Genomic DNA, 26373 nt, shown 5'->3' with positions numbered 1-26373 from the left:
ATGGCAAACAAACCGCGCCGCTTCTTTGCCTCGGGCTTGACACGCAGGCTCTACCTTCAGATTTATGCTACTCTGATCGCAAGCCTCGTGCTGGTGGTCCTCATTTCCGGCGTCTTGTGGGAAGCCGTGGGCCGTGACCGCCTGAACCGGAACATCCTGGATACGGTCAGCCGCTTCGTCGCCCTGACGCTTCCGCCTGACGATGCGAGCCGCGCAGATCAGCAGCGCACGATTGCGGGCCTCGGTGCAGAGCTCGACATCGCCCTTGCCCTGTTCGACGAGGAAGGCCAGTCCATCGCGGTCTACGGCGAACCGGACATGCCACCGGATCGGCACGCCGGTGAAACCGGCTGGTTTCGGGCGCGTGGCGGACCGGTCCTTTCGCTTGCCCTGCCGGATGGCCGCTGGCTGGTTGCCGACGCACATGACGCGCCTCCGTTCGAGCCTCTCCTGAACCTGTTGTTCCTGCTGGCTGTTGTCGCCGTCTGCGTCGGGATCGCCGTCTATCCGGTGTCCCGCCGCCTCACCAAGCGCCTGGAAACCCTGAGCCACGGTGTCGACCGGATCGGCTCCGGAGACCTCAATGCCCGCGTCGACGTCCAGGGACAGGACGAGGTTGCGCAGCTTGCCCGCAAGTTCAATTCGGCGGCGGACAAAATCGAGCAGCTTGTCAGCGCACACAAGCTTCTGCTCGCCAATGCCTCGCATGAATTGCGCACGCCACTGGCGCGCATCAAGCTTGCGCTTGAGATGGATCAGGCGGAAGCTTCCGAAAGACACCGAAGCGCCCTGAAGCGCGATATCGAGGAACTCGACGCGCTGATCGACGAGATCCTGGTCATGAGCCGCCTCGATGGCGACATGCCGACGGGCACGCCCGAACCCGTCGATCTCCTCGCTCTCGTTGCCGAGGAATGCGCCCGCTACGACAATTGCCAATATTCGGGGCGCGTTCCGGAGATTGCCGGAGATCCGCGTCTCCTGCACCGAATGCTCGGCAACCTGCTCGAAAACGCCTTCAAACACGGCGTACCACCAGTGACCATTGCCCTGTCCGTTTACGGAAACACCGCACGGATTGACGTCCATGACAGCGGTGATGGAATTTCCGAGGCCGACCGGGAAAACGTGTTCCAGCCGTTTTACCGCGCACCGGGCAAGCAGAATGTCGACGGCTACGGACTGGGCCTGCCGCTGGTGCGCAAGATCGCGGAAGTCCATGGCGGAACCGCTTTCGTTGCCGCCGGGTCGAACGGGACTTCGATCATCCGGGTCAGCCTGCCCCTGACACCACCGCCCCGCGGAACCTGAGCCGCGATTTTAGGCTTTCGCAAGCCCTGAAAAGGACTACCATCAGCGTGAATCGAACAGCGAAGGTGATGGCGGATGAGCGACGGGTATCACAGTTTGGATCAGGCGGACCCGCTTTGCCGGATGAGCGCAGACGAGCTTGCAAGTGCCTATCGCGCGGGCACCCTCTCTCCCGTTGACGTGACAAAGGCGTGCCTTGCGCGGGCCGAAGAGATCGATCCCGTTTTCAACGCCTTCACGTTCCTGGATCACGAGGGCGCGATCGAGGCGGCGAGGGCATCAGAGGCCCGATGGGTTGAGGGAACCCCCTTGTCGGCAGTCGACGGCATCCCGGCGACCCTCAAGGATATCGTCTGGGTGAAAGGCTGGCCCACCCGCTTCGGCAGTCTTGTCACCAGCGATACGCCCCAGCCGGAAGACGCGCCGAGCGTACAGCTGATGCGCGCGGCCGGCATCGTCTTTCTCGGGCAGACAACGACGCCCGAATTCGGCTGGAAGGCGGTCACGGACAGCAATGCCTTCGGGGTCACACGCAATCCGCACGATCCGGCCATGACCCCCGGCGGCTCTTCCGGAGGCGCCGCCATTGCCGCAGCGCTCGGCGCCGGCGTCTTTCACCTGGGCACGGACGGCGGCGGATCGATCCGCATCCCGTCCTCCTTCTGCGGCATCACCGGTCTCAAGCCGACCTTCTCGCGCGTGCCGGCCTATCCGGCGAGCCCCTTCGGAACCGTGGCCCATATCGGTCCGATGTGCCGCAATGCGCGCGATACGGCCGCCATGCTGAAAGCGATGAGCGGACGGGACCGGCGCGACTGGAACCAGGGCGAAGGTCAACTCGCCCCGCTTGACGATCCGGCCACTGCCATCAGGGGCAGCCGCATCGGTTACTGGACGGTTCCGCCTGCGGGCAAGGTCGACGCCGAAGTCGCCGCGCTTGTCGAGGCCCAGATGCAACGGCTGGAAGCGGCAGGCGCTGTCATCGAGCCTTTCGACCTTCCCGCAGACGACCTGCTCGAAACGTTCCACAAACACTGGTTTTCGGGCGCTGCCGCGCGTCTGGCGCCGTATGGACCCGCGGAGCGGGAAAAGATCGATCCGGGCCTTCGGGAGATTGCCGGAACGGGCGGCGGCTATGACGTGAGGACACTGGTCGCCGCGCAGGTCGAGCGTGCCGAGTTCGGTGCACGGATGGACATGGCGCTTGCCGACCTTGATTTCATCCTGTCGCCTGCCGTCACGGTTCCGGCTTTCGAGGCCGGACTGGAAGTCCCGGCCGGGTCCGGCCTGCAGCGCTGGACGGAATGGGCGAGCTTCAGCTTCCCGATCAACCTGACGCAGCAGCCCGCGGGCGTTGTTCCCTGCGGCAAGACCGAAGCCGGTCTGCCCGTCGGCCTGCAGATCGTCGGTGCGCGCGGCCAGGACGCAAAAGTGCTGTCGTTCATGGCAGCGATTGAGGGGATGGCTGGCGGAAGCTAGTGCGGTGAATTTGAAGTTCGCATCATTGCTGCAGCAGTCTCCGAAGCGAACTTCAAATTCGTAAACCGCACTAGAAACATAGACTTGCTAGTCACCTTCTTGAACCTGAAGTTCGTTCGAAGCCTGCTGCAAAATGAGTCGAACTTCAGATTCAGGTGACTAGGGTACCGACCCATTTCTGCCGCCAAATGGACTTCATTTATGGGTCCGTACCCTATGTCACGGCTCGCGAACATTCCGCGCGCGTGTGAGTGGATTGCAATATTGACCCGTAAACAGCCAGGAGCGCTCCGGTCATGTAAACGAGCAGTCCGGTCAATGTTGCTGCGGAATAGTCGACGCGTCCTTCCAGCAACTGCATCGAAAACACCATCACCGGACCCAGGGCGGTCATGGCCGCTATGATGGAGGGCTGCAACAGTGGGATTGCCTTTTGAACGAGATAGAGCGGAAACGCGATCACACCCAGCCCAACCAAAACCAATGTTGCAAGGTCAGCAGGTGACATGGGGTTGCCCTTGTCATCCAGTCCTGTCGCGTATGCGGCGAGCGCAAGGCAGGTGTAGAGAATGAAGCGCAGGCCGAACTGTGCCAGCGGACCAACACCTTTCCCGTGCAGCCGCACTGAAAGAAGAATGACAAACGCGGTAGACAGACCCGAGACCGCGGAGAGAACCACACCGGCGACACCCGACAGCCAGCTTCCCCGGACAAACCCCGAATAGCCGAAAACCGTTATCGCTCCCAGAAGCAGCACGGCAAGGAAGATCAGAGCGTTTCCGATGATATCCGGCTTGTGACGCATGGTTCCGGCTTCGGGCAAGCGGCACCAGCCCGCGACGACGGTCCCGAGTGGAACCATGCCCGAAAAGACCGTGAAGACAATGGCCGGCTCGATCAGCTGAATTGCCAGAAAATAGGTACACCAGGTTGTCGCAGCGAAGACGTTGAGGGCAGCGACTATTCTCCATGAGACCAGCGACGCGCGGAGTTCTCCCGGGCGAAACAAGGCCGTGATCAAGGTGCAGGCTGAAACCGAGACGCCGAACACGCAAGCACCGACCAAAAACGAATCCGCCTTCTGGAAGACGGACCCGAGATAAACAGCCTGAAACGCTTCCAGCGTCACGAAGACCAGACAAAACGCCAGTCCAAGTTTTGAAACCGTTGCCACACGCAACTCCTGTTGGGCTGCAGCGCCATTCGAGCAAGACTTTTCAGACTGCGGCGGCGCTTGATAAACTGCCTTTGCGCGTTGAAAAATCATGTTTTAAGCTATCAAAAAAGCGAATTTTACTTGTTTTTACATGAGCTGAAGTTATGAAAATCAAGCCGCGACCGCTGCCGTCACTCTCGCGCCTCAAACCATTCGAAGCCGCTGCGCGGCACGAAAGCTTCTCCCGCGCGGCCGAAGAACTCGGCATGACCCAGACAGCCGTCAGCAAGCAGATCGCACTGCTGGAACGAGAACTCGGTGTCGTGCTGTTCGATCGCCGGAACCGCGCTGTTTTTCTCACAAGCGAGGGGCGCCGTCTTGGCCAGGTCGTCGGAACGGCGCTTTCCGACATCGCCGAGGAAATGGCCCTGCTTCAGGGCTTTGGACGGCCTGAAGAACTGGTCCTGCATTGCCAGCTTTGTGAAGCCTTCTACTGGCTGATGCCAAGGCTTGCCGGCTTTCAGGAACGCCACCCGGGTGTTGAGCTGCGCATTGTCAGTTCGTTGAACCCGATCACCGAAGCAAAGGAACACTTTGATGCTGCCATGCAAACATCAGGGCGTCCTTCCGGCGCGGCGAAACTGGCCTTTACCGCATCGGATGACATTTTCCCGGTATGCGCGCCTTCCCTGCTGGAAGAGCCTGACCGCAAACTGAAACCGGGCGAACTCGGGTCTTACCCGCTGCTGGCACACCGGGTGGTACCGCAAGACTGGATGGACTGGTCCGACTGGTTCAGCGCCGTGGCAACAACGGCGCCCAGGCGGCCTCGTCTGCTTCATTTTGACAGCTATCCGCTTGCCCTTCAGGCAGCAGTCGCCGGGCAAGGCATTGCGCTCGGGTGGAGGCGAACCACACAGATCATGATCGAGGAACAAAAGCTTGTCAGACCCTGCGAGGAGTTTGTTTCGCGTCCGACGGAGATTTCCGTCTATCGCGGCACCGCGCGCGGATTGCATCCGGACACCGACAAACTGCTGGAATGGCTTTCAGACGAACTCGCCTGAACAACACCCGCGGTTTCAACCCGTTTGCCGCACCGGATACCGGCAACATTTGTCGGCAAGCGAAAGTGAGTTATCGTCCGGCTGACGCAGGTGGCCCCGCTTTGACATGTTGGCAGGCGGCTGGACATGGCGTCGCGGGCATCAAGGAATATCGCAATGCCTCATGACGTCTTGGGCTCCCGATGACCCTGGCACGGACATTCGAAACAAACCCCGGAGCGGATTGCAAACGTCCGCGACTGTTGCGGCGTGTGCTTGACCGGGGTCTTGTGAGATCGCTTGCGGCGCGGGTTCGGGACGCGGCAACGGCTCGCGGCTGGCTCGACACGGATGGGCAGGCCACGCCGCACATGCGTGGCAGGAGGCTGGAGATCGACGATCCCGACTATGTCTCCTTTCTCGCCGATGTGCTGGCGCTTCGGGAAGTCGATGACCTGCGCTCGGACCCGGACCTGCAAGACGTGCTCGATCGCGCCAGTGGCCAACGCCTGAAGCCGCTGAAGGCCGATGTCTGCCGGATAACCTTTCCCGGTGAACCATGCGGCACGGCCGCGCATCAGGATGCCTGGTACTGCCACACGCCAGGTTTGTGGATTGCCTGGGTTCCGCTCGTCAATTGCCCGCGGCGGCTTGGGGCCCTTCAGGTCGCCGAGCGGGAAACGGAACTCCAGCCGCACGATGAAACCGGACTGAGCGCAGATATGCCGTTCAATTGGCAAGCTGTCCCCTGCGCCCCGGGCGATGTTCTGCTGTTTTCGGGCCTGACCCCTCACAGGAGCCTGCCCAATCGCAGCGCCGACCGCCCGAGGTTGTCGATAGACTTTCGCTTCGCCCCGGATCGGCGGTGACACCCGGATGAGCCTTTTCCTCTGGAACCATCCCGTGACCGCGGAACGCTACCGCCTTTTCACCGACCGTCACGACCGCTACGGGGCGGCGGCAAGGGCGCTGGTCGAGGCCGCGGCAATCGGGCCCGGGCACCGGGTACTCGATGTCGCCGCGGGGATCGGCTGTACCGCTCTGGCCTGCCTGGAACGGCTGGGAGAAGGTGACGTGCTCGTGGCTGTGGAGGCGTCCGGCGCCATGCGGCAGGAAGGCGAACGCCGCACGCGGGGCCGGCGGATCGCCTGGCGCTCCGCGCCGCCTGAAGGGCAGCAGTTCGACCGGGTGATCTGCGGCGCCGCGATCTGGGCGCTCGGCCCGGTGAGCGAGGTGATCGGCGGGATGTCGAACCTTGTTGCGCCGGGAGGCACCCTCGCGGTCTCGCTTCCCGCCGCCTATCTGGGCGAAGCCGATGAGCCGGGCGGCGGCACGGATCCCCATCTCACCGCCCTGCCAGCCGCGCTGGCCGAGCTTGATCTTGGAAACCCACCCGGCGCCGAAATGGCGCCCCTCAGCGATACGAGCCTGGCGCAGGCATTCCGGGAAAACGGCTTCTCCATGGCGCGGTCGGATACACGGCTCAGGCTGACGCAGCAGGCCTATCTCGACTGGATGGCGCTGCCCCCGGTGAACGACACGCTGCTTGGACAAGTCCGGCCGGAGGACCGGCCGGCGCTTCTTGCCCGGATAGCGGAAGATCTGGACATGTCCTCCTGGCGCTGGGAAACGTGGGCCCTTTGCGCCGGCACCCGGCTACACGATGATCGGGTTCAATGATGGTGCCGTCATCAGATGGCCTGGAGCCGCAATGATCGTACCCCCGACCACCGGGCCGACCGGCACATAGGGAGGCGCGAAGGAGGGAACTTGCCCGTGGCCGAGGACGTTCATCACCTGTGCTGAACCGAGCCATGTCGACGCTGCAAGAGCCAGCCCCGTCGCGACGCGGTTGATGAAAGCCGTTTCCCCGCTCAAGGGAGCAGGCAGCGCCTGGGTGATCGCATCGGCGATTTCCGAGTGCACCATGATCTTTGAGGCCCGGGCGGATACGCAACTGATCAGCGGCATTGGAACATTCGGCATGGGTGGGGCGATCGGTCCCGGGAAAGCGGCAAAGGCCGGATACCACGGCAAGCCAGGGACGGTGACCGCGTTTTGCCACAGAAAAAAATTGTCCGAGAAGCCTTCGGCGATCCCGTTGGCCATGTCCCGTGCAAGACCGGACAGCGACTGGACCTTCGGATGGATGCGGATATGGGATTCAAGCTCCGGACCGTCGAGGCAGCCCGGAGCGCCAACCGCGCTCACGGCCATGATCGTGAGGTCGGAGAAATGTGCGCTGATCTTCCACATGTCGACCGCCTGTTTGACCGCGGGCTTGATCGCGTCGATCACGGCCGCCTGGTCGGCGGAAGTGAAGGATGCGGTCGGCGCCGCGCCGCCGCCTCCCGATGAGCCGGACGCGATGGAATACATCTGTTCGACCATCAACGTCGCCTGTGCCTGGGTGGCACTGGCGCCGGCGTTGCCGATTTTCGCAAGATTTCCGGCGGCGTTGCCGACGCCTTCGTTCAGCACCTTTGCGGCATGCGCGGCGCCCTGCCCTGCCGTATTCGCGGCTTTCGCCCCGATCCCGGCAGCTTGGTTCGCGGTTTTTTGCGCGGCGCCGGATGTCTTCTGGGCAACATCCGTTGCCATATCGGATACTTTCCTGGCGGCGTTCGAAACATTGTCGGCTTGACGGGTGGCGTGTTTGGCCACCGATTTCGCGGTCTGACCCGCAAATTCCGCAGCATGTTTTGAAATTCTGGTATGACGCAAACTGGAAATCATTGTTCAAGCCTCCTTAAAAAAATCTCTAACCGCTTTTGACGTTCCGGCTCTCCCAGGTGGCATTGTGCCGGGCCTTCCAGCGAACCAGATCGGCGATCTCGGCCTTCAGCTGTGGCTCATAGTTGAAGAAGTTCCTTTCGAGCGCAGGATCACATCCAAGATCCGTTCCCGGCGCTGCCGGGATCCGGGCAGGATCAAGCCACCAGTCGGTAAATCCGTACTCGAGGTGATACCGGTCGTAGATCGCCGTGCCGGGAAACGGCACAAGCACACCGAAATTGTTGAAGAAATCGGTCATGGGTGCCAGCTGCGCCATCAGGGCCCGGGTATTGGCAAGTTCCTCCGGTCCCTCGTCCGGAAAGCCGAACATGAAGTTCACGATCGTGGTCATCCCCGCCGCCTTGGCGGCCTGGACCGCTGCGATGACGCGCTCGGGCGTCTGCCCCTTCCTGATGGCGCGCAGAATACTCCTGTCGCCGCTTTCAATGCCGAAATTGATCGCCACGCATCCCGCGCGGCGCATGCGCTCCAGATCCTTTGGAAGCACCATGTTTCCCGGCGTGATGCAGGTCCAGGTCATGCCCGCCAGGTCCGGTTCCGCCAGGATGGCGTCACACAGGGCCTCGAGCCGTGGGCGGCGGGCGGTAAAGGCATCATCCCAGAACGGCACGTGGGCGAGACCGAACTTGCGGCGCAGCGTCAGCAGTTCGGCGACAACGTTTTCCGGGCTGCGCCAGCGATAGGCGCGGCCCGTAACATAGTTTGCACAGAAGGTGCAGCGCGCCGGGCATCCCCGGCTGGTGACGATACCGCCTGCGACGGCATCCTCGTCCGTGGTTCCGGCGGCAACGTGGGGAAAGGGCAACGCGTCGAGATCCTCGATCGTGCCATGGGGCGGACCGTGCCCGGTCCGTGCGTGCAGGCCCGGAATGGTGTCGAAGCTGCCACCGGTTTCAAGCGCCTCGGCCACAGCCAGGATTGCATGCTCGCCTTCGCCGCTGAGTGACAGATCGAAGCCGTGTGACAAGGGCTCCTCTGGCAACACGGTCGGGTGCGGTCCACCCGCGATCAGAAGGGCATCGCCATCCGATAGCATGTCGGCGAGCCGGTATCCGGCCAGGGCGTTGTAGGTGAAGAGCGTCATGCCGATGAGATCGGGACAAAAACGGCGGACCTCCTCAGCAAGCCGCGTCCGGGCCACCGGTGCCGGGACATTGGCAAGGTCCAGGCAGCGCACAGCATGTCCGGCCGAAAGCAGCGCCGCGGCGACATACTGCTGGCCGAGATAGGGCGTGTTCATCGGTTGCGGCAGCGGAGGCAAAACCAACAATGCGCGAACCATGCCAAAGACCTCCAGATTCAGAAAAGGATGTCTGGAACCTGCGTTTCATTTGGCGCTGCGAGCTTACGTTAAGTCAAGTGTTTTGCTGCGGCAGTCCGCGCACAGATAAATCAGTGTGCGCAAGGCACTTACCCTGGATTGCAAATCGAAGGCACGGTAAACCCTGCCTTTTCTTCCGGACGCATTGCCGAACAAGGCACATGCAGGAATCCGCCGTATGCGGGCGTTCAAGCAGCCCGTGCCGGATCGGTGCACAATATAGGTGAGAAGAAAGATGGTGGAGCCAAGGGGGCTCGAACCCCTGACCTCTTCGCTGCCAGCGAAGCGCTCTCCCAGCTGAGCTATGGCCCCGTATCGCATCTTGGTGCCGGTCTAGGTCCCCGGCGTCGATGGAGGCGGAACATAGTCACACCGCCCCCCAAGATCAAGCAGAAATTTCGAAGAATTATCCTGCCGTGAACAACCATGGAAAGGCCGCCCGGAAGGGCGGCCCGGCAAGAGGATTACTGGTCGGTATCGTCTTCGATCTCGACGCGGATACCGGGTACGGAATCCTCGTCTTCGTCTTCATCCTCCAGGAAAACGTCGTCGTCGGATTCGTCGTTATCGATCTCGACGTCATCGTCGCCGTCGATATCCGGCACATCATCGGAGCCTTCCGCTTCCGCGTCAGCTTCCTCGAGGCTCACGACTTCCGGAGCTGCCGCGTCCTCTTCTTCTTCTTCCTCTTCCGGCTTCTCTTCGACCTTGGCCGCCTTGGCCGCGCGTGCCGTCATCACGGTCTCGAAGATCGTGCCGCATTTCGGGCACGTGATCGGATCCCGGTTCAGATCGTAGTATTTGGCGCCGCAGCTCGGGCAAAGCCGTTTTGTACCAAGTTCAGGTTTTGCCACTGTGCTCACCCTTCGTTTGTTATCTGGCTGACTTGTCGGTGGGCCGCCCCATAGCGTCAAGCTCAGCTGCTGTCAAAGACAAATCGGACAAAAAAACCGTTCGCCCCATTCTTCTGCATGTTGCGAACCAAATTTCAAGCGCGCCGGAAAGTTCTCGCCAACAAATCGCACTATATGGACCCCGGACGCTTTACGATTTCCTAAGACCGGGCGGACGCAAGCGCCCGGCCAGGGCGGCAAGCCGGCGCCTTACGGAGCCGCGTGGAAAAACCGGGTGATGACGGGGCCGCATCCGCATGATAGGACGTGTCACCTTTTCGAAACCTCTCAAGTTCCGGACATTGAAAATGTCACATGATACCGCGCCCACGCCTCTTACCGCGAGCAAGGGCAGCCCGCTGACCGGCACGATCCGCGTGCCCGGCGACAAGTCCATTTCTCACAGGTCCATGATGTTCGGTGCACTCGCCGTCGGGCGCACCACCGTGAAGGGCCTGCTGGAGTCCGAAGATGTCCTGGCGACAGCCGACGCGATGCGCGCGGTCGGCGCGACCATCATAAAACAGGACGACGGCTCCTACACGGTCGACGGGATCGGTCTCGGCAGCCTGCTGGAGCCGGAGGGCGTGATCGATTTCGGCAATGCCGGCACCGGCGTCCGCCTGACCATGGGCATCTTCGGAAGTCACAATATCGCGGCGACCTTCGTCGGCGATGCGTCGCTTTCCAAACGCCCGATGGGCCGCGTGCTCGATCCCCTACGCGAAATGGGGACCAATGTGATCGCCCGCGACGGCGACCGCCTGCCCGCGTCCATCCGGGGCGCGGAAACCGCCCTGCCGATCACCTACCGGGTGCCGATGCCGTCCGCGCAGGTCAAATCGGCCGTGCTTCTGGCAGGCCTCAACGCCCCCGGAGAGACGACCGTGATCGAGCCGATCCCGACACGCGATCACACCGAGAAAATGCTCAAGGGCTTCGGCGCGGAAATTTCCGTCACGCTGAACGAAAACGGCGAGCGGGTCATCAAGCTGACGGGACAGCCCGAACTGAAACCGCAGGACATCGACGTGCCGGGCGATCCGTCCTCGGCGGGTTTTCCGCTCGTTGCCGCGCTGATCGTCCCGGGGTCCGACATCACCATCGAGAATGTGCTTTTGAACGAGCACCGCACCGGCCTGATCACGACGCTAATCGAAATGGGTGGCGACATCGAGATCGTCAACCGGCGGGAAACAGGCGGTGAAGACGTCGGTGATCTGCGGGTGAAGGCAAGCCAGCTGAAGGGCATCACCGTGCCGGCGGACCGCGCACCGTCCATGATCGACGAGTATCCGGTGCTGGCAATCGCCGCAGCGTTTGCCTCCGGCGAGACATTCATGCCGGGGCTCGACGAGCTGCGCGTGAAAGAGTCCGACCGGCTTGCCGCCGTTGCGCGCGGCCTGGAAGCCAACGGCATTCCCTGCCTGGAGACGGAAGACACGCTGACCGTGACCGGCGGTGCCAACACGATCGGCGGCGGCACCGTCACGACCCATCTGGATCATCGCATCGCCATGGCCTTTCTCGTGCTCGGTATGGCGTCGGACAAGGCCGTGACCGTCGATGATGGTGCGGTCATCGCGACCAGCTTCCCGACCTTCACGTCTCTCTTCGAAACCCTCGGGGCCAAGTTCTCCGAGAAAGCCAGCGAGGCGGCATGATTATCGCGATTGACGGTCCTGCGGCCTCCGGAAAGGGAACGCTTGCGCGCAGGCTCGCCGATCATTTCGGCCTGAGGCATCTCGATACCGGCCTGACCTACCGGGCGGTGTCGGCTGCGCTTCTTGCCAAGGGGCTGCCGCTCGGAGACGAAGGCGTTGCCATTGAGATCGCGCAGAACCTCGATCTGGCGCAGATGGACAAGACGGTTCTGTCCGCGCATGAAATCGGCGAGGCGGCTTCGCGCATCGCGGTTCTGGGCGGGCTCCGCAAGGAGCTTGTCGAACTTCAGCGCCGGTTCGCCGAAACGCCTCCCGGTGCCGTTCTGGACGGGCGCGACATCGGCACGGTGGTCTGCCCGGATGCCACGGTCAAGCTGTTCGTCACCGCGTCTCCGGAAGCGCGCGCCCGGCGGCGCACAGATGAAATGATCTCCAAGGGAAAGGACGCAAATTACGCGTCCGTTCTCGATGATCTCAAGCGCCGGGACGAGCGCGACAGCCAGAGAACCGTCGCCCCGATGAAACAAGCTGAAGATGCGGTCTTGCTTGATACGACAGAAATGGATATAGAAACCGCGTTCCAGGCGGCTGTGGATATCATTTCGAGCGCCAAGGATGGTCCCAGGACTTAGGGGTTCACTTTCAGGTGCGCCCCTTTCCGTGCATCCGGAACACATCCGGCCTTGAAGGCCGCAGGTTCTTATGAACGACAATTGAATTTCGGCAGGACGCGCTTCGGAACGTGTCCTGTGGCGAGACCGGATTTTCCGTCTGCCGCCTCCGCCGGCCCGCTTTCGAAGCGGAAGGATCAGCGAAGATCGCGATCCCGGGAGACAGGCAATCCGGAGTGCAACACCAACCCGCCGGCGGCGCGCCAACAGGCGCTCAGGAGTATAAATGACCGATTTCAATCCCTCTACCGAGGATTTTGCAGCTCTTCTCGAAGAGTCCTTCGTCCAGAACGACCTCTATGAAGGTGCCGTCGTCAAAGGCACCGTCGTTGCAATCGAAAAAGACCTTGCCGTCATCGACGTCGGCCTGAAGGTTGAAGGCCGCGTGCCGCTGAAGGAATTCGGCGCCAAAGGCCGCGATGGCGAAATGGGTGTCGGCGACGAAGTTGAAGTTTACCTCGAGCGTGTTGAAAACGCTCTCGGCGAAGCTGTTCTGTCGCGCGAAAAAGCACGCCGCGAAGAAAGCTGGGTTCGCCTGGAAGTCGCGTTCGAAGCAAACGAGAAAGTCAACGGCCAGATCTTCAACCAGGTCAAGGGCGGCTTCACCGTCGATCTGGACGGCGCCGTTGCCTTCCTGCCGCGTTCGCAGGTCGACATCCGTCCGGTTCGCGACGTGACCCCGCTGATGCACACGCCTCAGCCTTTCCAGATCCTGAAAATGGACAAGCGCCGCGGCAACATCGTCGTGTCCCGCCGTGTCGTTCTGGAAGAAACCCGTGCCGAACAGCGTTCGGAACTGGTTCAGAGCCTGGAAGAAGGACATACCGTGGAAGGCGTGGTCAAGAACATCACCGACTACGGTGCGTTCGTCGACCTCGGCGGCATCGATGGCCTGCTGCACGTCACCGACATCGCGTGGCGCCGCATCAACCACCCGTCTGAAGTTCTCACCATCGGCCAGACGGTCAAGGTGCAGATCATCCGCGTCAACCAGGACACGCACCGCATCAGCCTTGGCATGAAGCAGCTTGAAACCGATCCGTGGGACGGTATCGAAGCCAAGTACCCGCTGGAAGCCAAGTTCAACGGCCGCGTGACCAACATCACCGACTACGGTGCATTCGTAGAGCTGGAGCCGGGCATCGAAGGCCTGATCCACGTTTCGGAAATGTCCTGGACCAAGAAGAACGTCCATCCGGGCAAGATCGTTTCCACTTCCCAGGAAGTCGAAGTGATGATCCTGGAAGTCGACCCGGTCAAGCGCCGCATTTCTCTCGGCCTGAAGCAGACCCTGCAGAACCCGTGGGATGCGTTTGCGGAACAGTTCCCGATCGGTGCCAACGTCGAAGGCGAAGTCAAGAACAAGACCGAGTTCGGCCTGTTCATCGGCCTCGACGGCGACGTGGACGGCATGGTGCACCTTTCCGACCTCGACTGGAACCGTCCGGGCGAGCAGGTCATCGAGGAGTACAAGAAGGGCGACATGGTCAAGGCCATCGTCCTCGACGTGGACGTCGAGAAAGAGCGCATCTCTCTCGGCATCAAGCAGCTCACCGGCGATCCGATGGAATCGGGCGCAGCCGGCGAACTGCGCAAGAACTCCGTCGTCACCTGTGAAGTCACCGAGATCAAGGACAGCGGCCTGGACGTCAAGATCGCAGACAGCGACCTGACTGCGTTCATCCGCCGTGCGGACCTTTCCCGTGACCGCGAAGAGCAGCGTCCGGAGAAATACTCCGTGGGCGACAAGTTCGACGCGCGCATCACCCAGTTCGACAAGAAGACCCGCCGGGTCACCGTGTCGATCAAGGCGCTCGAGATTGCCGAAGAAAAGGAAGCTGTCGCACAGTACGGCTCTTCCGACAGCGGTGCGTCTCTCGGCGACATCCTGGGTGCTGCCCTCAAGCAGCAGTCCGACGACTAAGGTTTTCGTGTCCCGGCAGATCGGGAACGGAAATGAAAAGCCCGGCAGTCATGCCGGGCTTTTTTGTTGGCCGGCACACAGGGACACGAAGCGCCGCTGCCGGCAGGTTTCCCATCGTGGACATGGACACGCGAATGTGCCCTGATAGCCGGGCACAAGTTGGTTCTGCACGGGGGTCACCGATGCGCTTGTTTCTCGTCCTTCTCCTCGCACCCTTTTTGGCTTCGCCTGCCCTGGCGGAGATTGAACGGCTGAAGGCCAAATGGAAGGTCAAACCGGATTTCGAGAAGAGTGCGGCCGCGCGCGAGTCGATCAGCGGTGCCGATTGCGCTCCGGACGGCGGGTGGTGCCTTGCGGCGAATGACGAGAAGAACTACGCGCAGTTTTTCAGGATCGGGAAAAACAGGCTCGATCCGGACAAGAAAGGCGTGATCCGGCTGCTGCCGAAAAAGATCGACGGCAGGAAGATGGACGAGATCGACGCTGAAGGCGTGGTGTTCGTGCCATCCGGCAACGAAGATGCACCCTCCCACTTTTATGTCACCGGTTCGCACGGGTTGTCCAGGAGCGGCGACTTCCAGCCGTCCCGGTATACGCTGTTCCGATTTCCGGTCGAGACAGGTTCCGGCAAACCGGCTTTCAAGTTCAACGACAAGAAGGTCTCACCGGACGTCGAGCGCACAACGCTGCTCACCGAGACGATCAAGTCCAAACCGGATCTCGCGCCGTTTGCCGATCAGACGCTGGACCGGAACGGTGTCACCATCGAGGGGATTTCCGAGATGAACGGCGACATGCTGTTCGGTCTCAGAAGCCCCTGCCTTGCCGGTCATGCGCTTATCCTGCGGGTCTCGACCGGAGACCTCTTCCAGGAGACGCCGCCTCCATCCACGACCGACAAGGTCGCGCTTGGCGACAATGTCGGCATCCGTGACCTGACCCGGGTTAAGGATGGCCTTCTCATTCTGGCAGGCCGGAGCGACGACCGCCGCGGCTCCGAGGATTTCACCTGCGGCGAAAAACGCAAGCCGCCCTCGCCGGCGCCGTCGCTCTGGTTCTGGAGCGGCGTATCAGGCGATGCCGCCAAGCCACTCGGCGCGCTGCCCGGTGTCGACTTGAATGCGAGCGCCGAGACGTTGCTGGTTCTGGAGGAAACCGCTACTGCCTACAGGGTGCTGGTTCTGTTCGACGGCGAGAAGAACGGCGCGCCGGTGGCGTTTCTCGTCGGCAAGTAAGACCGCGCCAGGCCGCAAGCGAACCGAAGAAAGGTTTACAAGGCTTGCGTCCGATGCAGCAGTCCGGAATGATCGTGGGACATTCACGTCTGCCGCTTCTGGATTTCCAACATGTCAGCCCTCGATCTGTGCCGCCTCGCCGGCATCGTCTTTCTTGCCGTGACGCTGGTGGTGACCGGCGATACCTGCGGCAAGCTGCTCACGCAGAGCGGTGTGGATCCCTTCATTGTCGCCTGGACGCGCTTTTTGATCGCGGCGCTCGTCCTGTGGCCGCTTGCCCGGATGCAGTGACGCGAACTTGGCCCGATGAAGGACTGGCGGGTGATCCTCAGGGCCGTGTTCATCGCGGGCGGGATCAGCTCCATTCTGACGGCGCTGGAAACCGAGCCGATCGCCAACGTGTTTGGTGCCTTTTTCATCGGACCGATCATTTCCTATATCCTCGCCGTCGTCTTCCTGAAGGAGCGGCCGTCGGCCGCGCATACAGTGCTCCTTGTCATCGGGTTTCTGGGCGTTCTGCTGGTGGTCAAACCCGGATTCGGCATGACGGCGGGCACGCTGTTCGCCCTGCTCGCCGGAACGTTCTACGGCTGCTACCTGTTCATGACCAAGCTGCTTGCCGGGGCCATGCGGCCAACCCGGCTGCTCATGTCGCAGCTCCTGATCGGCACGGTGCTGCTGACGCCCTTCGGCCTGTCTTCGCCGCTTCCCGTCAACGAAGCCGGCGTCTGGGTCCTGATCATCGCGAGTGCGCTGACTTCAGCGGCAGGCAATTATCTTCTGGTGATTGCCAACCGGACGGCAGATGCCAGTCTCGTCGCCCCGCTGGTCTATACGCAGCTCATTTCCGCGACCGTGCTTGGCGTTGTCGTATTCGGCGACTGGCCTGATACAACAGCCTTTGCCGGACTGTTTCTGATTGCCGCCTCGGGTCTCGGATCCCTGGCGCTCCGGCGTTCAGCGTGATCATGCAGCGGCTGGCGCTGAAGATCAGGACGACTTGATGCCGTAATTGGCGACAGCGCCGAGGACTTCGTCGATTTCGCCCTTCGACAGGATATGCGGTTTGCCGACCGTCTGGCTGACGATGTAGGCGCGCGCCAGAACCTCCAGTTCCTCCATCCGCCAGAGCGCTTTTTCAAGCGTTTCGCCGGTGACGACAGCACCATGGTTGGCCATCAGGCAACCGGACCGCTCCGCCATCGCCCCGGTGACGTGATCCGCCAGATCCTGGCTGCCGAAGAGGGCATAATCCGCGAGCGGCACGGTGTTTCCCCCGAAGATCGCGACCATGTAGTGACAGGCGGGAATTTCGACGCGGTTGATCGAGAGCGCCGTGCAATGCACGGGGTGGGCATGAACGACGGCATGCATGTCTTCCTTTTCCCGGAGCAGCGCCTGGTGAAACTGCCACTCGGTCGAGGGGGGATAGTCGCCCTTCTGCTTGCCCTTTCCCTTCAGGGGAACGGAGACCAGCATATCGGGTGTCATCCGGTCGTATGGGACGCCGGAAGGCGTAATGATCATCCTCTTCCCAGCCCGGGCCGAGACGTTGCCGGACGTGCCCTGGTTGATCCCGCGCCGGTTCATGTCCCGGCAGGTTTCGATGATCGCCTGACGGAGTTTGGCGGTGTCCTTGTAAGGTGGCTTAAGCATGGTCTTCCGATAATTTGAGAAGGTCGGCAGCGGTTTCGGAACATGTCGCAACGTGGGTTGCATATCCGCCGCGAATGGCTGCAAGCATCGGGGCGGCCCGATCGGGGCCCGAGCCCACCAGCAACCCCATGTCCTTGTTGCGCATCTGCTGAAGCGTCACGGCAATCATGCGGTCCTCAATATCCCTGTCGAGGCCCTGGCCATCCTGATCGATCAGCCGGCCGCAAATGACCCCGATGGCCCCCTTGGCGGCGCAGGCGTCGATATCCGCCTTTTCCAGGAGACCGGTGTGCACCACGTGGCTGTCCTCGCCGCAGGTGCCGCAGGCAAAGATCGTCTTGTTGCAATTGGCGACGGCCTCCAACTGCGCCTCGATGACCGGCTCCTGTTTGAGACGTTCAACCAGTTCCCTGTCCGACAGGACCAGCGGGACGTGAAGGTTCACACAATGCGCGCCATAGCGCCGTGCCAGCGTCGCCGAACAGGTTTCAGCGGCAAAACCGAGTGCGGCGGGGCGCGATCCCACCAGTTGAACGACGGTGAGATCTTCAAGGTCGACCCTCGGCGCGGCCTCCGCGACCCGGTAGACGGTCTCCCCCCAGGCGACACCAAGCCGGTCGCCGGGTTCGAGCAAGCCGGGCAGCCAGTCCGCAACCACGCGGGTCACCCGGTCCAGGGAGCGTTCCGGTCCGTCTGGAGAGGACGGGATGACCACCGCATCGCTCAAGCTGAAACGGTCGACGATCCGGCGGGCGAGCTCCTGGTTCCGGAAGACATCGCTGTCTAGCGAGATGCGGACATAGTCCCTCTTGCGCGCCTCCGCCAGGTAATTGACCACGGTGGCGCGGGAGATCCCGAGCCGTTCGGCGATCTCGTTCTGGTTCATCCCGTCCTGGTAATAGCACCAGGTGACCTCGACGATCGCGTCCTCCTGGGTGCGCGGGCGCGCGCCGTTTCTGGGCTCCGACGGCCGGGACCTGGACGAGGCGGGTCTCATGCGCTCTTGGCAACCGCCGCCAGATCCGGGAACAGGCCCGCGAGGCCTTCCGCGCTCGCCTCGCAGACGCCGCGCTCGGTGATGAGGCCCGTGACCAGATGGTTCGGGGTCACGTCAAAGGCCGGGTTGCCGCCGGGCGTACCGTGCGGGGTCACCTGGACCTGCGCGATCTGACCTTCGTCACTCAGGCCCTGAACATGGGTCACTTCGCGTTCAAGCCGCTCCTCGATCGGGATTTCGGCAACGCCGTCATCGACGCTCCAGTCGATGGTCGGAGACGGCAGCGCGACGTAGAAGGGAACATTGTTCGCCCTGGCGGCGAGTGCCTTCAGATAGGTGCCGATCTTGTTGCAGACATCGCCCCGGCGAGTCGTGCGGTCGGTGCCGGTGATAACGAGATCGACCATGCCGTGCTGCATCAGGTGGCCGCCGGCATTGTCGGTGATGTAGGTATGCGGAATGCCGTGACTGCCAAGCTCCCAGGACGTCAGGGCGCCTTGGTTGCGCGGACGGGTCTCGTCGACCCAGATATGGATCGGGATGTTCTCGTTGAAGGCCTGATACATCGGACTGGTGGCGGTGCCCCAGTCCACAGTGGCGATCCACCCGGCATTGCAATGCGTGAGGATGTTGACCGGTTCGCCATCCTTCTTGCCCGCCGCGATCCTGCGAATGATCTCCAGCCCGTTCTGTCCGATGCGGTGGTTTATGTCGACGTCCTCATCGGAAATCTCATGCGCGAGTTTGAGCGCCGCTGCCGCTCGCTCAGCCTCCGGCAATGGCTTCAGATGCGCCCGGCACCGGTTGAGCGCCCAGCGCAGGTTGATCGCCGTCGGACGTGTCTTGTCCAGAAACGCCCAGGCCGTGTCGAGATTTGCGTCGGAAGGGTCAAGTCTGGCGGCGAGCGCCATGCCGTAGGCGGCGGTCGCTCCAATCAGGGGCGCGCCGCGAACCCGCATTTCAACGATCGCGTCGGCGAAATCCTGGAGCGTATCGACCTGCTGGATCCGAAATTCATGCGGCAGCCAGCGCTGGTCGATGATCTGCAGCGCGTCCTTGCCCTCGTCCCACCAGAGCGACCGGTAATGGGTTCCGTCGACCTTCATAGGATGTCCCTTCCGTTGTAGTTGCGCGCCAGCGACAAGAGGTCTTCCATCGTGCCGATGGTCCCGGCATTCAGGATCAGCTCTGCACCCATGCGGAGATTGCGTGCTTCCAGCGCTGCCTTCAGCGCCTTGTCTTCGATTTCCTCGAAATCGGCGTTATGTGCCAGCGAGAGCGTGCGGCGGTGCATTTCAATGCCGCAGAAGCCGAGCGCATCGACGCGGATTTCTTCGAGCAATTCCGCGCAGACCTCATCCGAAGCATGTCCCTGCCCCTCGAACAGCGTCTGCGGGTAGAGCATGCCGGTGCGCTCCGTCGCCCACAGGTGCCTGAATTCGTCCTCGAAAGCGGCGACCGTCTCCGTGATCACCGAAAGCAGCCATTCCTGATAGGTCTCCAGATCAGCGTCCTGCCGGTGGGCCGGCTGGCTGAAATAGGCCATGAGAAAATTCGCGAGCAGCATGCCGAGATCGAAACCCATCGGGCCGTACTGGACGAATTCGGGATCGATCACGCGGCTTTCGTCTTCCGTCGACATGATCGATCCGCTGTGCAGATCGCCATGCACCATCGTTTCGGTGTTGGAGGCGAATTTCATCATGAGCCGCTGGACCCTGGCCTTCAGGCGCGCGTCCGAACGCAGGTCCCTGACGACCGGATCCAGGCCGTCCGTATGGTGGTTCATCTCCGCTTCATAGTAGGGATCGGTGAATACCAGCGCCTCGGTAATCGCCGGGATCTCGATATTGCCCGCGAACAGACCGACATCGTTTTTCTTGTCGGCGCTTTTCATGGACAGTTCTGAGCCACGGAACGCGGTGCGCGCGCAGAACCGGCCGAGGAAGTCGCCGAGCCCCTCGACCCTTTCACCGTCGATCAGCTTCCGGCGCAGGATCTTGTGCGGCGCCAGGAACTCCATGACGATCAGCGCCTGCGTCTCATCGAAATGGAAAACCTCCGGCACCGAGCCCGGATCTCTTGATGCCTGCCTGACCAGTGCGTGGTTCTCGAAAAAGGCGCGATAAAGCGGCAAGGGCCAGCTGTCGCCGACGAGCCGGACATAGGGCAACGCCTGCTTGACGACCACGGCGCCGGCCGGTCCTTCCACAATGAAGACAAGGTTCAGATTGCCGTCGCCGACTTCCTTCACCTCCCAGGCGGCCGGGTCGCTTCCCACCCTTTCTGCCACCGCCCCGATCGAGGCAAGACGCGTTCCGAGGTCCTCCGGCGTCAACGGCCGATACTGCTCAGGCGTATCCATGACTGCGCTTCTTCCTCCCTATTTCGCCCTGATAATGATCAAGATTGTTCAAAAGTCAACTTGGTTGACAAATGACTATATTGCGTGCTGTAACTTTGCGCAGCGGGAGAGGAGCTCGTCAAAAATTGGGAGGAATGGTGAGAAACGTCACCCTGAAACTCCGCGGTCTGGAAAAGTCCTTCGGGCAGAACCACGTTCTCAAGGGCATTGATCTGGAGCTGCGATCCGGGGAAGTCACGGCCTTGATGGGCGCCAACGGCGCCGGCAAGTCGACGCTTGTGAAGGTGCTGTGCGGCTATCACTTCGCCGATGCCGGTGAGATAGAACTGGCCGGCGCTGCCTTTTCCCCGCTGGATGCGGCCGACGCCATAGCCAAGGGTGTCGTGACGGTGCACCAGTCCATCGACGATGGCGTGATCCCGGATCTGGATGTCGCAACCAACCTCACCCTTGACCGGCTCACTGAGCCCGGGGTCGGATTTTTCGTCAATGACGCAAAACTGCGCAGGCAGGCTCGCGCCGTTGCAGAAAGCATGGGCCTGACCATGGACGTGCGCATGCGCGTTGCCGATCTGGATGTCGCCGACCGCCAGATGATCGCGATTGCGCGCGCCATGGCGCGTTCGCCCAAACTGCTGATCCTGGATGAGCCCACCTCCTCCCTGTCGTCGTCGGAAGCCGAACGGCTGTTCGCGCTGATTGACAGGCTGCGCGACGAAGGGGTCGCGATCCTCTATATTTCCCACCGCATGTCGGACATCCGGCGCGTTGCCGACCGGATCGTTTCCATGCGCGACGGTGCGATCTCGGGCCTCTTCGAGACCGAACCGCTCGACTATGTCGGTGCGGTCAACGCCATGCTCGGACACCAGATGACAGAGGTCGACATCGACCCGGTCGCTGGCGGCGAACCCGTGCTGCGCGTCGAGGGCCTGAAGCTGTTCGAAGACAGCAAGGACATCGGCTTCGAGGCGCGGGAAGGCGAAGTCGTCGCCTTTACCGGCCTGCTCGGGTCCGGCAAGACACGGCTCGCGGAGATCATCTACGGGCTTGCCGAACCGCACGCGGGGCGGCTCTTTCTGGACGGTGAAGACTATCGTCCCAGGGGGGCCGGCGACGCTGTCCAAAAGGGCGTCTTCATGTCACCCAAGGACCGGAGCGTGAACGCGGTCGTGCCCGATTTCGACATCGCCAACAACATGACGCTGCCGTTTCTCGGCGCGTTCAGCGGGTTTTCCTTCCTGCACGACAGGATGCAGCGTAGCGCCACGGACGGGATGATCGACAAGATCGGTGTCGTCTGCCAGTCCAATTCCGATGACATCAACACGCTGTCCGGCGGCAATCAGCAGAAAGTCATGATCGGCCGCTGGCTGCTCAAGGCCTCGCGGATCCTTCTGCTCGACGAGCCCTTCCAGGGTGTCGATATCGGTGCGCGGCGCGACATCGGCCATTACATCCGCCAGACGGCGAAGGGCCGCACCACGCTGGTGTTCGTCGCGGAGATCGACGAAGCCCTTGAAATCGCGGACCGCATCATCGTGCTGAACGAGGCGGCGATCGCCGGAGAATACGTGAACAGGGACATTGATCTGAACAGCCTGGTTGCGGATGTGTCCGGCCCCGGTGAACGACTGGCCCTTGCAGGATGACACTCGACAGATGAACAACAACGACGCACTCGATTTTGCAATCCGATACGGCTTCCTGATCCTTCTGGGCGGGCTCGCCGTTTTCTTTTCCCTTTATGCCAGCGGCTTCGCCAGCCCCCGCTCCGCCGTGTTCATCCTGCAGTCCGTCGCCATTACCGGTATTCTCGCCCTTGGCGTCACCTGTACGCTCGTCGTCGGCGGGTTCGATCTTTCCATCGGGTCGGTCGCGACGTCCGCGCTGATGCTGTCGGCCTACACGATGGTCATCCTCGAACAGTCCGCCTTTGTCGCCGTCGCGCTTTGCCTGCTCATGGGCGCGCTGGTCGGCCTCGTCAACGGCTTGCTGATCGTCAAGATGCGCGTCCCGGACCTGCTGGCAACGCTCGGCATGATGTTTCTCCTGATCGGCCTGCAGCGCATCCCGACGCAGGGCAATTCCATCGCCACCGGCATGAGCCTCGCCGACGGGTCGGTTGCCGAAGGTACCTTTTCGGCCGCGTTCCTGTGGCTCGGCCGCCACCGCTTCGACCTCTTTCTCGACCGGCTTGTGCCCGTCCCCGTCGTCGTGTTCCTCCTGATTGCCGTACTGATCTGGCTGTTCCTCGGATATACACGGCACGGGAGACTGATGTACGCGATCGGTTCCAACGAGCGTGCTGCCGGACTGGTCGGAACCAACGTTCACCGCTACAAAGTCGTTGCCTACATGATTTCCGGCATGCTCGCCTCGGTCGGCGGCATCCTGCTTGCCGCGCGGCTCGGGCGCGGCGATATCGCCTCGGGAAACAATCTCCTGCTCGACAGCGTCGCCGCGGCGCTGATCGGGTTCGCCGTATTGGGCGCCGCGCGGCCGAATGCATTCGGCACCGCGGCCGGCGCCCTCTTTGTCGGGATCCTGCTTCAGGGCCTGACGATGATGAACGCTCCCTACTACATGCAGGATTTCGTCAAGGGAGCCGTTCTGGTCGCAGCCCTCGTTTTCACATTCTACCTGTCGTCACGGCGTGGCGGCAGGAGAACAGCGTGACGCCAGCAAGGCGCCGTTCATATTGGGAGGAAACAATATGCTCAGACGTGAATTCATGAAACTGACCCTCGCGGCCGGCATCGGCCTCAGCGGATGCACTGCTTTTGCCGCGGACATGCCCGCCCCGTTCGACAAGCCGGAAGAGGTCAAGATCGCGCTCGTCCGCTACCTGTCGACCGGCGACTTCTTCCAGTCCTATCTGGCCGGTGTCGAAAGCCAGGCGGAAGCGCTCGGTGTCGATCTCCGCGTTTTCGACAGCCGGCAGGACGCGGCCCTGCAGGCCGACATGGTCGACCAGGCAATCGCGCTCGGCGTTGACGGCATCGTCATCCAGCACGGTCTGACAGAATCCATGAAGCCGGCGGCGCAGCGCGCGGTCGACGCGGGCATCAAGGTCGTCGCCTTTGACGTGAACGTTGAAAACGACGCAATCCCGCAGGTCGAACAATCGGATTACCTGCTCGGGAAAATGGCTCTCGACCAGGCGATCAAGGACAACGGCAACTCCTTTACGGCCGGATATGTCTACGTTCCCGGGATCGCTCCGCTGGACCGCCGGGACAAGGCCTGGAAGGAAGTGAAGGAAGCCAATCCGGGTATCAAGGAAGCGGCGATGTTCGGAACCTTGGACAACCCGATTGCCAACTCGGTGGCCAACCAGGCGCGCTCCGTTCTTCAGGCCAACCCGACCATCAACGTGGTGTTCGCGCCCTATGACGAATTCGCCAAGGGGGTCAAGATCGCCGTCGACGAGGCGGGTCTGAGCCAGGACATCAAGATCTATTCGGCAGACGTTTCGACGGCGGACATCTCCGCCATGCGCGAACCGGATTCCGCCTGGGCCGCAACAGTTGCAACGAACCCGGCCGTTGTCGGCGAAGTCAGCGTCCGTACGCTTGCCCTGATGCTTGCCGGCGAGGACCCCGGCAAACAGGTCATCGTCCCGCCGACGCTGATCACCCAGTCCTTCCTCAATGAGCAGGACGTGCGCAACATGGAGGATCTCGGCGAGAAAATGCCGCAGTTCCAGCATGCCGACGTTTCCGTCGCAGAGTGGATCCCGCTGCCGAAGCGCTAAGCTTTGAAACATCCAACAAAATAAACCCGGCCGAACGGCCGGGTTTTGCTTTTTGCGGACTCTAATTTTCTTGAGATTCAGTTACAACCTGCCCACACGTTATGCGTGTTTACGAAATTGATTTCTTGCGCTATCTTAGATTTATTTCAAGAACTGATTTATTTTACTACAAAACTGCAAGTCAACAGTTTCGTAGTCCCTGGAAACAAGGAGACTCGGAATGGCAACGCGCAAGACATCCAAATCCCGGATCGCCGACCTCGAAGACCGCATCGAGGAACTGGAAGACCGCCTGGACATGACCTCCTACGGACTGGAGCAGGACGCAGAAGGTGGAGAAGGTACTGCCCTGGCATGCTCGCTCCCGGTCCTTCCGAAGCGGGAGTTCGCTGCCGGAATTTCGCCCGAACGGGAAAACGCAATCCTGTCGACCGGCGACAAGTGGGTGAACGGAACCAACATTCACTACTACCTTTTCAAGGACGGACGGTTCGGCGGCCCGCGTGACGAGCAGGACGTCGTCAGGCAGGCCTTCCAGATCTGGAAGGATGTCGGGATCGGTCTCACATTCACGGAAGTGAGCGATATCGAAGACGCCGAACTCAGGATCGGTTTTCTGCGCAACAACGGTTCGTGGTCCTATGTCGGTACGGTGGCCCTGAGGGTCGGCCAGACGGAGAGGACCATGAATTTCGGCTGGGACATTACCCAGTCCGGCCCAAACGGCCTCGACACCGCCATCCATGAAATCGGTCACGCGCTGGGGTTTAAGCACGAACACCAAAACCCCAATACCGGTCTCGTGTGGAACAGGGAGGCCGTTTATGAGCATTTCCGCAGGACGCAGAACCCGCCCTGGGACAGGTCCAGAACCGACCACAATATTCTGAACACGCTGGATCCCTCTTCCGTCGACGGTTCGGACTGGGATCCGGATTCGATCATGCATTATTCGTTTTCGGCCGGACTGATCGATCAGCCGGCGCGATTCCGCACCGGGCTCAGACCGGCTCCCGGCCTCTCCGAAAAAGACAAGGACGTTGCCCGGCGGTTCTATCCTTCCCAGGGCGGCTCGACGGTCCTGCCGCAACTCAAGCCGTTCCAGTCCGAGCGGCTCGCGCTGGCACCCGGCGATCAAAAGGACTTCGCCGTCATTCCCGGCCATTCCAGGGAATACACTTTCTCGACATTCGGGCGATCCGACACGGTCATGGTGCTGTTCGAGGACATTGACGGCGAACCCGTGTTCGTTGAAGGCGACGACGACAGCGGCTTCAACCGCAATGCGCGCTTCACGGTCCGCCTGGTCAAGAACCGCAAGTACAAGCTCCGGATCAGGCTCTACTACAACTGGGCCGAAGGCGAGACCGCTGTCATGATGTGGTGAGCGAAGCCCGTTTCCTGCCGCGTCGCCAGGCGCGGCAGGCAGAGGACACCGGTTTTACGTAAATCTTGCGAGCTTTACATTTCACCGCCTTGCTTTACGCTTCAGCTTTCAACGAGCAGCTGCGCTTTCCGCGCGGCCTCCAGATTCACCTCCAGACAGAATTGCGACAGGCAACATGAGCGAAGCCAAGGCCGGTGACACGGTTCAACTTCACTACAAGGGCACACTGGATGACGGTTCCGTCTTCGACAGTTCCGAAGGCCGCGAACCGCTGGAATTCACCGTTGGCTCCGGCCAGATCATCCCCGGTCTCGACAAGGCGATCCCGGGCATGAAGATCGGTGACGAAAAGACCGTGCGGGTCGAGGCCGAAGAGGCCTATGGAGCGGTGAACCCGGAGGCCCGGCAAACCGTGCCGCGTGCCCATATCCCGCCCAGCGTGCCGCTCGAAATAGGTCTGCAGCTGCAGGCCCAGACCGAGACCGGACAAACCATGGCGGTCACGGTCGTCGAGTTTTCCGATGAGGAAGTCGTGCTCGACGCCAACCATCCGCTCGCAGGCAAGGCGCTGACATTTGCAATCACGCTGGCCGGGATCAAATAGCGGCAGTGTCATGGAGAAATTCTGCAAGGACAAGGCTCGCCGCGCGCTCAGAACCGCTGGGTGATGGGCCCATAAATGAGACTGAAATGGCGTGCGAAATGGCGAAATCCT

The 26373-nt window shown here is 61.7% G+C and carries 24 protein-coding genes and 1 tRNA gene; 16 read left to right on the top strand and 9 right to left on the bottom strand.

The annotated features are described in order from the left end of the window. Together ACO07N_RS11200 and ACO07N_RS11195 are read left to right on the top strand one after the other, a co-directional pair. On the top strand, positions 1-1311 hold the full coding sequence (locus tag ACO07N_RS11200) for a sensor histidine kinase (protein WP_421981090.1): 1311 nt from the start codon (positions 1-3) through the stop codon (positions 1309-1311). Positions 1312-1386: 75 nt separating this feature from the next. Further along, complete coding sequence (locus ACO07N_RS11195; RefSeq protein ID WP_421981089.1) at positions 1387-2790, top strand: amidase; 1404 nt, start codon at positions 1387-1389, stop codon at positions 2788-2790. 214 nt (positions 2791-3004) lie between these two features. Here ACO07N_RS11195 and ACO07N_RS11190 read toward each other — a convergent pair whose 3' ends face one another. Further along, positions 3005-3964, bottom strand: coding sequence for a hypothetical protein (locus ACO07N_RS11190; protein ID WP_421981088.1), 960 nt, complete (start codon positions 3962-3964; stop codon positions 3005-3007). Positions 3965-4110: 146 nt separating this feature from the next. On the opposite strand from ACO07N_RS11190, the gene ACO07N_RS11185 reads away from it, so the two are divergent. The 3 genes from ACO07N_RS11185 to ACO07N_RS11175 all read left to right on the top strand — a co-directional run bounded on the left by ACO07N_RS11185 (position 4111) and on the right by ACO07N_RS11175 (position 6672). After that, positions 4111-5013 (top strand): LysR substrate-binding domain-containing protein, encoded by a 903-nt coding sequence (locus ACO07N_RS11185; RefSeq protein ID WP_421981087.1) that lies wholly within the window; start codon positions 4111-4113, stop codon positions 5011-5013. Between the two features lie 182 nt (positions 5014-5195). After that, positions 5196-5861 (top strand): phytanoyl-CoA dioxygenase family protein, encoded by a 666-nt coding sequence (locus ACO07N_RS11180; RefSeq protein WP_421981086.1) that lies wholly within the window; start codon positions 5196-5198, stop codon positions 5859-5861. Positions 5862-5868: 7 nt separating this feature from the next. Continuing rightward, positions 5869-6672 carry a class I SAM-dependent methyltransferase gene (locus ACO07N_RS11175; RefSeq protein WP_421981085.1) on the top strand — a complete coding sequence of 268 codons (804 nt, stop codon included), beginning with the start codon at positions 5869-5871 and terminating at the stop codon, positions 6670-6672. Here ACO07N_RS11175 and ACO07N_RS11170 read toward each other — a convergent pair. The 4 genes from ACO07N_RS11170 to ACO07N_RS11155 form a co-directional block, all read right to left on the bottom strand. After that, the gene (locus ACO07N_RS11170; RefSeq protein ID WP_421981084.1) at positions 6649-7593 is read right to left on the bottom strand and encodes a hypothetical protein; all 945 of its coding nucleotides are present in this window, start codon (positions 7591-7593) and stop codon (positions 6649-6651) included. The two genes, ACO07N_RS11175 and ACO07N_RS11170, sit on opposite strands and share 24 nt — an antisense overlap. A gap of 160 nt (positions 7594-7753) precedes the next feature. Beyond that, entirely contained in the window at positions 7754-9070 is a 1317-nt protein-coding gene (locus ACO07N_RS11165; protein WP_421981083.1) for a B12-binding domain-containing radical SAM protein, read from the bottom strand. 275 nt (positions 9071-9345) lie between these two features. Next, positions 9346-9421 (bottom strand) — tRNA-Ala (locus tag ACO07N_RS11160). Between the two features lie 152 nt (positions 9422-9573). Then, on the bottom strand, positions 9574-9963 hold the full coding sequence (locus ACO07N_RS11155; protein WP_421981082.1) for a TIGR02300 family protein: 390 nt from the start codon (positions 9961-9963) through the stop codon (positions 9574-9576). Between the two features lie 347 nt (positions 9964-10310). Here ACO07N_RS11155 and aroA point away from each other — a divergent pair, with 347 nt between their 5' ends. The 6 genes from aroA to ACO07N_RS11125 all read left to right on the top strand — a co-directional run bounded on the left by aroA (position 10311) and on the right by ACO07N_RS11125 (position 16462). Then, positions 10311-11666, top strand: a complete 1356-nt coding sequence (gene aroA, locus ACO07N_RS11150) for a 3-phosphoshikimate 1-carboxyvinyltransferase (RefSeq protein ID WP_421981081.1) — start codon at positions 10311-10313, stop codon at positions 11664-11666. Next, on the top strand, positions 11663-12298 hold the full coding sequence (gene cmk, locus ACO07N_RS11145; RefSeq protein ID WP_421981080.1) for a (d)CMP kinase: 636 nt from the start codon (positions 11663-11665) through the stop codon (positions 12296-12298). Before aroA ends, cmk begins: the two co-directional genes overlap by 4 nt. A 265-nt stretch (positions 12299-12563) precedes the next feature. After that, positions 12564-14261, top strand: coding sequence for a 30S ribosomal protein S1 (gene rpsA / locus ACO07N_RS11140; RefSeq protein ID WP_421981079.1), 1698 nt, complete (start codon positions 12564-12566; stop codon positions 14259-14261). Between the two features lie 182 nt (positions 14262-14443). Beyond that, positions 14444-15496, top strand: a complete 1053-nt coding sequence (locus ACO07N_RS11135) for a DUF3616 domain-containing protein (RefSeq protein WP_421981078.1) — start codon at positions 14444-14446, stop codon at positions 15494-15496. Between the two features lie 111 nt (positions 15497-15607). After that, the gene (locus ACO07N_RS11130) at positions 15608-15787 is read left to right on the top strand and encodes a hypothetical protein (protein ID WP_421981077.1); all 180 of its coding nucleotides are present in this window, start codon (positions 15608-15610) and stop codon (positions 15785-15787) included. A gap of 15 nt (positions 15788-15802) precedes the next feature. Beyond that, positions 15803-16462, top strand: a complete 660-nt coding sequence (locus ACO07N_RS11125; protein ID WP_421981076.1) for a DMT family transporter — start codon at positions 15803-15805, stop codon at positions 16460-16462. 24 nt (positions 16463-16486) lie between these two features. Here the strand turns inward: ACO07N_RS11125 and ACO07N_RS11120 are convergent, their stop codons facing one another. From ACO07N_RS11120 to mtnK, 4 genes are read right to left on the bottom strand one after another with little or no spacing between them, the layout of a single operon-like run. Beyond that, positions 16487-17152, bottom strand: a complete 666-nt coding sequence (locus tag ACO07N_RS11120) for a class II aldolase/adducin family protein (RefSeq protein ID WP_421981075.1) — start codon at positions 17150-17152, stop codon at positions 16487-16489. Continuing rightward, positions 17145-18149, bottom strand: coding sequence for a sugar-binding transcriptional regulator (locus tag ACO07N_RS11115; protein ID WP_421981074.1), 1005 nt, complete (start codon positions 18147-18149; stop codon positions 17145-17147). Before ACO07N_RS11115 ends, ACO07N_RS11120 begins: the two co-directional genes overlap by 8 nt. Beyond that, positions 18146-19255 carry an S-methyl-5-thioribose-1-phosphate isomerase gene (gene mtnA, locus ACO07N_RS11110; RefSeq protein ID WP_421981073.1) on the bottom strand — a complete coding sequence of 370 codons (1110 nt, stop codon included), beginning with the start codon at positions 19253-19255 and terminating at the stop codon, positions 18146-18148. The genes ACO07N_RS11115 and mtnA overlap by 4 nt, the downstream gene beginning before the upstream one ends. Beyond that, the gene (gene mtnK, locus ACO07N_RS11105; protein ID WP_421981072.1) at positions 19252-20514 is read right to left on the bottom strand and encodes an S-methyl-5-thioribose kinase; all 1263 of its coding nucleotides are present in this window, start codon (positions 20512-20514) and stop codon (positions 19252-19254) included. Before mtnK ends, mtnA begins: the two co-directional genes overlap by 4 nt. 134 nt (positions 20515-20648) lie before the next feature. On the opposite strand from mtnK, the gene ACO07N_RS11100 reads away from it, so the two are divergent. The 5 genes from ACO07N_RS11100 to ACO07N_RS11080 all read left to right on the top strand — a co-directional run bounded on the left by ACO07N_RS11100 (position 20649) and on the right by ACO07N_RS11080 (position 26262). Further along, positions 20649-22166, top strand: coding sequence for a sugar ABC transporter ATP-binding protein (locus ACO07N_RS11100; RefSeq protein WP_421981071.1), 1518 nt, complete (start codon positions 20649-20651; stop codon positions 22164-22166). A 10-nt stretch (positions 22167-22176) separates the two neighbouring features. Next, a complete protein-coding gene (locus ACO07N_RS11095; RefSeq protein WP_319385436.1) occupies positions 22177-23193 on the top strand; it encodes an ABC transporter permease in 1017 nt (338 codons plus the stop codon). A gap of 55 nt (positions 23194-23248) precedes the next feature. Beyond that, positions 23249-24271: a substrate-binding domain-containing protein gene (locus ACO07N_RS11090; protein WP_421984416.1), complete on the top strand. Its 1023-nt coding sequence runs from the start codon at positions 23249-23251 to the stop codon at positions 24269-24271. A 220-nt stretch (positions 24272-24491) separates the two neighbouring features. Continuing rightward, positions 24492-25658, top strand: a complete 1167-nt coding sequence (locus ACO07N_RS11085; protein ID WP_421981070.1) for a matrixin family metalloprotease — start codon at positions 24492-24494, stop codon at positions 25656-25658. Between the two features lie 175 nt (positions 25659-25833). Then, positions 25834-26262 carry an FKBP-type peptidyl-prolyl cis-trans isomerase gene (locus ACO07N_RS11080; RefSeq protein WP_421981069.1) on the top strand — a complete coding sequence of 143 codons (429 nt, stop codon included), beginning with the start codon at positions 25834-25836 and terminating at the stop codon, positions 26260-26262. Positions 26263-26373: the final 111 nt, after the last annotated feature.

The organism is Roseibium sp. (assembly GCF_965229775.1).
Lineage (GTDB): Bacteria > Pseudomonadota > Alphaproteobacteria > Rhizobiales > Stappiaceae > Roseibium.
Note: the sequence above shows the minus strand (reverse complement) of the source record. Positions and strands in the feature narration are given on the sequence as shown.